The organism is bacterium, from assembly GCA_037143175.1.
Lineage (GTDB): Bacteria > Verrucomicrobiota > Kiritimatiellia > CAIKKV01 > CAITUY01 > JAABPW01.
Genome location: JBAWZF010000083.1, coordinates 1 through 7,696 on the forward strand (window position 1 = coordinate 1; position 7,696 = coordinate 7,696).

Sequence of the window (7,696 nt, forward strand, 5' to 3'; positions counted from 1 at the left end):
TTTTAACGGTCAGGGTTGGCACCCCCCGAGCCCCTCCCCAGTGTCTGAATCGCAGCCATGATCGATGTCCCAGCGGACGCCATTGTGATGGGCTTTGCCAGTACCGATGGGACTGACACCTATCAGGTCAGTTATAGAAACGAGGAAGACCAGCTGATTACGATTAAGTTGGGTCCGAATCGTGTGCTGGCGGAGTGGGCCGAGGCGATCCTGGCGGAGCGTAGGCAGCATCCGAGGCCGTCGGATCTCGTGTAAGCCGAGGTGTGGGGCGCCAATCGAACAGAATCGTTTGGCGCCTCATTCGTGTTGCACGCCTGCACAACCCACTCTAGACTCATCGAATTCCAAAGGAGTCACGATGGCTACGAAGACCGGCACAACCGTCAGGCTAAAGGACATTCGATTCGACGAAGTCAGTTATCCCCATCATCAGAATATTATTCAGGTAGAACTTATGCGAAAAATTAGATTTCCAGTTGTTTGTTTAATTTTCGCAATGTTTAATTTTGGAGGTGGTTGCCGTGATGCGATACAGTCAAATACGACAGATATTCTGAGACTACAAAAGGAGGCCAAGCAAGGAAATGCTGGCGCACAACTTAATCTTGGCTTTGCATATTCTGTCGGTAGAGGCGTCGAGAAGAATCCAAAAGAGGCTGTGAAATGGATTCGTAAATCAGCTGATCAAGGGAACGCTGATGCGCAATGCAATCTTGGCGCTGCATATGCTTGTGGTGATGGAGTCGAACGAGATCTCGCAGAAGCGGTAAAGTGGTTCCGCAAGGCAGCAGAACAGGGGAATGCCGTTGCCCAATGTAATTTAAGTACCGCATATGCTTTTGGTGACGGCGTCGAGAAGAATCCAAAAGAGGCTGTGAAATGGATTCGTAAATCAGCTGATCAAGGGAACGCTGATGCGCAATGCAATCTTGGTTTCGCGTATTCTGTCGGCAGAGGCGTTGAAAAAAACCAAAAAGAGGCCACAAAGTGGTTCCTAAAGGCTGCTGATCAAGGGAACGCTGACGCACAATGTAATCTTGGTGCCGCATATTTCCATGGTATAGGAATTATTAAGGATGTACAGGCGGCGTATGGATGGTTCCTTTTGGCGACTGCTGGAGGGAACAAGGAAGCATCGTTAATGGTGGCTTTTATTGCGAAAAATGCCTCCCCATCAGAGCGAAAGGCGGCACAGGACTGGTGTAAACATTGGACACCCACCAAGGCACCTTGACCAGTGTGTGTGTTGTTTCACTTGCACTCATCATTCGCTATGCCTATTATAACAAAAGGTTATCGTAAGTGGCATTGTAAATTGCTGGTAATGAATGGATTATGTTTCCGATGGAGAAATCATGACTACTAAATTGCGTCAGAAAATTGTTGTTGGACTGTTTGGTTTTATTTGCGTGGCAGGAACATTCATTTTAACGGGGTGCGATACAGCAAGTTCAACAGAGGAGCTTGTCATTTCCCCATCATCTGTCACCCTTTCATCCGGACAGTCGCAGACTTTCAGCGTGAGCGGCGGTTATCATTACAATTGGGCGCTCGAAGGATCAGGAAGCAGTAGCGGCTCCACCAGTTCGGCTCAAGGATCGCTGTCGTCCCTGACAGGCAGTCAAGTGCTCTATACCGCACCCTCAAGCGACACACTGAGCGGATCGGTCACTCTCAAGGTGACATCCACTATTCCGGGTAGCGGTTCTAGTACCAGTAATTCAGCTGAATACAGTGTGACAGGTTCTGCGCAAATTAATTTCAAATCAGCCGGGTCATCTTCTTCCTCAGCCCCTATGACAATTGCGCCAACTCTAGTGACCGTTGCTCCAGGTTCAAGTGTCACTTTCACGGGATCTGGAGGAGCGCTTTCATACACATGGACTGTATCTAATAGTAGTTTGGGGTCGATAACCGGAGCCTCAGGTAGCGGAGCGACATATAGCGCAAGCGCACCAGGCACGAACACAATAACATGTACTGACTCTGATGGTAATCGGGTGACTGCAACCGTATATCAGCATTTTTGAGAGTAGTGAATGTGTATTTCACAGATAGAGAAACGATGGCTGGGTGTATGGTCGCGAATATTCCTGATTAAAGAATGATTAAGATAGTCCCTGATCTAACCGGAATTGTGACTATGAAACCCGAACCTCATTATCTTTCCAGTTGGACGCATTTCAGGATAATTTCATTTTTATCTGTATTGTTCTTGTTGGCAAGTAAAGCAGGTGTGATCGCTGAGGATTATCTGTACACGACAAATAATGGTGCAATTACCATTACCAAATATATCGGTACCGGCGGTGCGGTGACCATCACCAACGCGATCAATAATCTGCAAGTCACAAGTATTGGCAGTAATGCTTTTAAGCTATGCACTAGCCTAACCAGCGTCACAATTCCCACCAGTGTAACCACTATTGGGGATTATTCTTTTGCTGATTGCTACAGTCTGACCAATGTTACAATTCCCACCAGCGTCACCAGTATAGGGGATTATGTTTTTGCCGACTGCACTAGTCTCGCCAGAGTCACGATACCCCCGGGGGTTACTCGTGTTGGAAATTACGCATTCTATTACTGCACGAGTCTGACCAATCTAACGATTCCATCCGGCGTTACTCGTGTGGGAGACCTGGCGTTTTATCACTGCACAAGTCTGGCCAGCATCACGATACCCGCCACTGTCACCATCATTGGAAGCAATACGTTTGAGTCCTGCACGAGCCTGCGCAGCGTTACGATACCCTCCGGTGTGACCAGCATTGGGAGTTATACGTTCTTCTCCTGCACGAGTTTAACTAATGTCGTAATTCCTTCTGGTGTCACTAGCATCGGAATCAATGCGTTCTATTCCTGCACGAGTTTAACTAATGTCATTCTTCCGGCTAGTGTCATCAGCATCGGGGACTGGGCTTTTTCAGCTACACCCCTGAAGGGGGGCTATTTCGCAGGAAACGCACCAAGTCTTGGTGGTTCGAATGTGTTTTTTGGTAATAGCTCGACTATTATTTATTACTTGCCTGGTACTACAGGCTGGATTTCGACTTATGGTGGTCGCCCGACAGCGCTATGGCAAGATATTCCAGATTATTTATATGACTACAAGGGTTCATATATCACCATATTACAGTATACCGGCGCGGGCGGTGCAGTGACCATTCCCGGCACGCTCCATGGTATCCCCGTCACCAACATTCGGAGCAATGCATTTGCTGGTTACACCAATTTAACCAATGCTGTGATTCCGAATAGCATCACCAATATCGGGAATAATGCATTTGCATCTTGCGCCAACCTGACTGCGATATATTTTAAAGGTAATGCTCCCAGTTTAGGTGTGGATGTGTTTAGCGGCGCAACAAATGCAACTATCTACTACTTGTCTAAAACCACCGGCTGGGACACGACATTCGGCGGGCAACCCACTGCGGAGTGGAGGCCTAAGATTTTGGGAGATGGATCTTTCGGTGCGTCTACGAATCAATTTGGATTCAATATCAACTGGGTCTGTGCGAGCGGCTTGGTCGTGGTGGTGCAAGCCTCCACAAATCTAGCTGATTCTTTTTGGTTGGGTATGAAAACTAACACTCTTGCTGGCGATTCCCTCTATTTCAGTGATCCCCAGTGGACGAATTATCCAGGGCGGTATTATCGAATCAGTTCGCCCTGAGTCAAACTCTCCCCCCTTCATCTATCTGATCCTGATCCTTATCATCACCTGCTCATAAATCTCTCGGAATCGTTGTGGTGATAGACAACCTGACCTCCGCCCCGGTGTCCAGTACAGCGGTTTTACGGATAGCGCAAGCGTGGCGTACGCTTGACTTTCATGTAACCATTTGCTATCGTATTACTTACATCGAAGCACCACTCCTAATCCCAATAATCATTCCCGGGATCGTTATATCGAGGTGGTGTGTATGTTCCAGAAAATTCTACCATTCTCACGGCCGTACGCAGGGCCGTCGAGACCAAGAGGATCTTGGACGAAAATCGGCGACTCCAAGCGGAAAACCGGCAGTATCAGGAGAACCTGGAGGAACTTGTGCGACAGCGCACGGGGGAATTGCGCGACGCGCTGGAGGGAACCATTCGTGCGATGGCGCTGGCCGTGGAATCAAGAGACCCCTATACGGCGGGGCACGAGCAGCGTGTGGCGTGGTTAGCCAGGGCCATCGCCGAGGAAATGGAGCGACCCGAAGAAGAAATTCTAGGCACATACTATGCCGGATTGGTTCATGATGTGGGAAAAATCTGCGTCCCGGCCGAGATCATGAGTTATCCGGGCAAACTGGGCAAAGAGGAGTTGGGCATCATTCGAAAGCATCCGGAAACAGGCGCGCGTATACTCAGTACTGTACGATTCCCCTGGCCGCTGGCCGAGATCGTTCTCCAGCATCACGAACGGCTGGACGGATCAGGTTATCCGCTCGGATTGTCGGGAGGCGCCATCAGGATCGAGTCCAGGATTCTTGCCGTGGCGGACGTGATTGAGGCCATGGCCAGCCACAGGCCGTACCGCGCGGCACTCGGGATTGAGGCGGCGCTCGCCGAGATCGTCGAAAGGCGAGGAACGTTTTATGATACCGATGTCGGGGACGCCTGTGTGCGGCTCTTTCGGGAGAAAGGGTTCAAGTTGGACGATGCAATGCCCGCTTTTGGAGAGGCCTCGTGAAATCATCTGGAAACAGGATGGGACGGGTACTGGTCGTTGATGACGAGAAGAGCATCCGCATCAGTTTGCGGGAGTTCCTGGTGGCCGATGACTATACGGTCGAAGTGGCCGCTGATGCGCAGGAAGCCCTGCGGCTCCTCGGAGACAACAATTTCGACGTTGTCGTCAGCGACATTGTTTTGCCGGGGATCAGTGGCATCGAACTCCTCCAAGCCATTCGTACCGCCGCCCCCTATGTCCAGGTCATCATGATGACGGGGGGGCCCACCATCGCTACAGCCGCGGAAGCGTTGCGATCCGGCGCCTTTGACTACCTCATCAAGCCTGCCGGCAAAAACGCAATCCTTCGCGCCGTCAGCAATGCGGCCACGATCAAGAAACTGGATGATGAACGACGGCGCGAGCAGGAGGCCAAGGAACGGTATCAGCAGGAACTTCAGGAAGTTGTGATTCGCCTGACTGCGGCCAATGAACAACTCTGCCAAGCCGCCGCCTTTCGCGAGGAGGTCGAGAACATCGTGCGCCACGATCTCAAGGCGCCTTTGTGTATCATCATTGGCGCTCCGGAACTGATCAGAATGACGCCCGGCAAACTGACGGAGGAACAGAGCGGATGGCTCGACAATATCGAGAGTGCGGGGCGTCGGATGTTGGATATGATCAACCGATCCCTTGACCTTTTCAAGATGGAACAGGGGATGTACACCCTTCGCCTGGAGGCGGTTGACCTCCTGCGAGTTGCGCAAGAGGTTATTATTCACAACACGACGCTCATGAGAGCCAAGGAGCTTGTCATTGACATCATGGTTGATGACCATCCCTACACAAAGACCGATGCGTTTGTGGTGCAGGGTGAGCGTATGTTGTGCTACTCCATGCTCGGAAACCTCCTGAAGAACGCTCTGGAGGCTTCGCCAACCGGCGCGACGGTGACCTTTCGATTCAAACGCGGTGATCCGATGGTGGTGAGCCTTCGAAACCGGGGATCCGTGCCGGAAAGCATCAGGGACCGATTCTTCCAGAAGTTTTCGACTGCAGGGAAGAAGCACGGCACCGGGCTCGGCGCCTATTCTGCCCGACTGATCGCCGAGTTGCATGGCGCCCGAATTAGTGTGGACACCTCGGTCCCGGATTTCACGACCGTCGTCATAGGTTTTCCCGGACATTCCGGCGCGGCTAGCAAGGAGTGTGGTGCATGACCTCGCCTCACCCGTCTTCTGCCCGGCGCTTATCCGTTTCAGTCTTTGACGACGAAGCCTGCTTTTGTGAGTTAATCAAGGGCTTTTTGAGTTCAGCAGGTTGTTCGGTGCAGTGCTTTACGGATGCCAGAAAAGGCCTGGCCGCGTTCCGGGATAAACCGACGGATATTGTCATCACTGATATTAACATGCCCGGTGGAATCGATGGATTGGCCCTCATTAAGATGCTCAAGGAACAAAGCCCGTTGATCGAGGTCATTGTAATGACCGGTAGTGCGGACAAAAATGTGGCGATACAAGCCCTGCGGTTAGGTGCCTTCGATTTTCTCGAAAAACCGATCAACCGGGAAGACCTGGTGGCGACGGTGAAGCGGACTGTTCGCTACCGGGCCATTATCCAGGAGACGGAAGGCCTGGTTGAACGGCTATCACTCATGACGCGACAGGAATCTGAACGATGGGGCATTGAAGCGTTCGTGGGCAAGTCGGCTGCCATCCGGAAACTACTGCTCGATATCCGCCTACTGCAGCGGACGCCCAATACATCAGTCCTGATCACCGGTGAGAGTGGCACCGGCAAAGAGTTGGTAGCGCGAGCAATCCATTACGGAAGCGACCGTTCCCTCCAGCCTTTTGTGGCGGTGAACTGTGCCGCTGTCCCCGCAGAACTCGCCGATTCCATGCTTTTCGGGCATGTTCGTGGGGCTTTTACCGGCGCGACGGCGGATCGCAAGGGCTGTTTCGAGACGGCGGATAAAGGGACCGTCTTTCTGGATGAGATTGGCGACATGCACTTGAGCATACAGGCTAAACTGCTGCGTGTTCTTGAAGATAAAGTCGTCATGCCGGTTGGCGCGAACCAGGGAATAAAAACCAATGTGCGCATCGTGTCGGCCACCAACGCGTCCTTGGAATCCAAAATAGCCGCCGGAACCTTTCGATCAGATCTCTTCTACCGCCTGGCCACTTTCCCTTTTATTCTGCCCCCGTTACGCGAACGCCCCGAGGATATTTCGTTACTGGCCAGGCATTTCGCCTTGAAACTTTCCCTGGAAATGGGAATGCCTTGTCCCATTTTCAAGGAAGAGACCTTGATCATTCTGGAGAAACAGCGTTTCCCCGGGAATGTGCGCGAATTGAAAAACAGGGTTGAACGGGCGCTGATTGAGTGCGCCGGCAAAAATATTGCTCCTGAACACCTTCACTTCCATGATAAACCCCTTGCCGGGGACTCCAAACATGCGGAGGAAGGCACGACGGCATCGGGTTTCGATGAAATTCCTTTAAATTTGCATGCCGCTGAGCGGGTTCTGGCCCAGCGGAGCCTTGCGAAAACCAACGGAAATGTTTCAGTGGCGGCGCAACAGATGGGCATCAGCCGCGCCAAATTCTACCGCCTGACGTTACTCACCCCGTAGAGGTTGTCGGCGAAGAATGTTTCGATGTATTGCTTCAGCATGACGATGCTCATGGGTTTGCAAAGATATCGCTCTCCCTGTTCCGCCAAACGGGCCGCTTCCTCCTTGCTCACCACTGAGGTGAAATAGATGATAGGAATCCTGCAGATGTCCGCCTTCGCTCTCAGTTGTTGCGCTACGGCGCCTCCATCCATGTCCGGCATGACCACATCAAGCAGGATCAGATCGGGCATGAAGGCACGCACGGCCAGAAGAGCGTGGCTTGAGTCATTTTCCACCCTCGCCTCGTATCCGACCATCCCGAGGCCATAACTCACGATTTTTGAGAGAACCACATCGGACGGATTGGGGTCAGCCCTCAAACGGTAAAAGTAGTTGCGCAGAGGGTGTTGAGG

General features: G+C 51.8%; 8 protein-coding genes. 7 read left to right on the forward strand and 1 reads right to left on the reverse strand.

Features of this window, described 5'->3' with window-relative positions; genetic code table 11:
- The first annotated feature begins 57 nt into the window (after window positions 1-57).
- The 7 genes from WCI03_14705 to WCI03_14735 all read left to right on the forward strand — a co-directional run bounded on the left by WCI03_14705 (window position 58) and on the right by WCI03_14735 (window position 7,301).
- Window positions 58-255: a hypothetical protein gene (locus WCI03_14705; protein ID MEI8141103.1), complete on the forward strand. Its 198-nt coding sequence runs from the start codon at window positions 58-60 to the stop codon at window positions 253-255.
- Between the two features lie 103 nt (window positions 256-358).
- Window positions 359-1,234 (forward strand): tetratricopeptide repeat protein, encoded by an 876-nt coding sequence (locus WCI03_14710; protein MEI8141104.1) that lies wholly within the window; start codon window positions 359-361, stop codon window positions 1,232-1,234.
- A gap of 121 nt (window positions 1,235-1,355) precedes the next feature.
- The gene (locus WCI03_14715) at window positions 1,356-2,030 is read left to right on the forward strand and encodes an Ig-like domain-containing protein (protein MEI8141105.1); all 675 of its coding nucleotides are present in this window, start codon (window positions 1,356-1,358) and stop codon (window positions 2,028-2,030) included.
- A 113-nt stretch (window positions 2,031-2,143) separates the two neighbouring features.
- Window positions 2,144-3,679, forward strand: coding sequence for a leucine-rich repeat domain-containing protein (locus WCI03_14720; protein MEI8141106.1), 1,536 nt, complete (start codon window positions 2,144-2,146; stop codon window positions 3,677-3,679).
- 246 nt (window positions 3,680-3,925) lie between these two features.
- Window positions 3,926-4,684: an HD domain-containing phosphohydrolase gene (locus WCI03_14725; GenBank protein ID MEI8141107.1), complete on the forward strand. Its 759-nt coding sequence runs from the start codon at window positions 3,926-3,928 to the stop codon at window positions 4,682-4,684.
- On the forward strand, window positions 4,681-5,883 hold the full coding sequence (locus WCI03_14730; GenBank protein MEI8141108.1) for a response regulator: 1,203 nt from the start codon (window positions 4,681-4,683) through the stop codon (window positions 5,881-5,883). The genes WCI03_14725 and WCI03_14730 overlap by 4 nt, the downstream gene beginning before the upstream one ends.
- The gene (locus WCI03_14735; GenBank protein MEI8141109.1) at window positions 5,880-7,301 is read left to right on the forward strand and encodes a sigma-54 dependent transcriptional regulator; all 1,422 of its coding nucleotides are present in this window, start codon (window positions 5,880-5,882) and stop codon (window positions 7,299-7,301) included. The genes WCI03_14730 and WCI03_14735 overlap by 4 nt, the downstream gene beginning before the upstream one ends.
- On the opposite strand, the gene WCI03_14740 is transcribed toward WCI03_14735, so the two are convergent.
- Window positions 7,274-7,696: response regulator (locus tag WCI03_14740; protein MEI8141110.1), on the reverse strand; the 423-nt coding region annotated here is incomplete at its 5' end. The genes WCI03_14735 and WCI03_14740 overlap by 28 nt on opposite strands.

What these genes read in the sequence shown, in the direction of transcription:
- WCI03_14705 (MEI8141103.1), top strand. Translation starts at nt 58, where the DNA reads ATGATCGATGTCCCAGCGGACGCCATTGTGATGGGCTTTGCCAGTACC.
- WCI03_14710 (MEI8141104.1), top strand. Translation starts at nt 359, where the DNA reads ATGGCTACGAAGACCGGCACAACCGTCAGGCTAAAGGACATTCGATTC.
- WCI03_14715 (MEI8141105.1), top strand. Translation starts at nt 1,356, where the DNA reads ATGACTACTAAATTGCGTCAGAAAATTGTTGTTGGACTGTTTGGTTTT.
- WCI03_14720 (MEI8141106.1), top strand. Translation starts at nt 2,144, where the DNA reads ATGAAACCCGAACCTCATTATCTTTCCAGTTGGACGCATTTCAGGATA.
- WCI03_14735 (MEI8141109.1), top strand. Translation starts at nt 5,880, where the DNA reads ATGACCTCGCCTCACCCGTCTTCTGCCCGGCGCTTATCCGTTTCAGTC.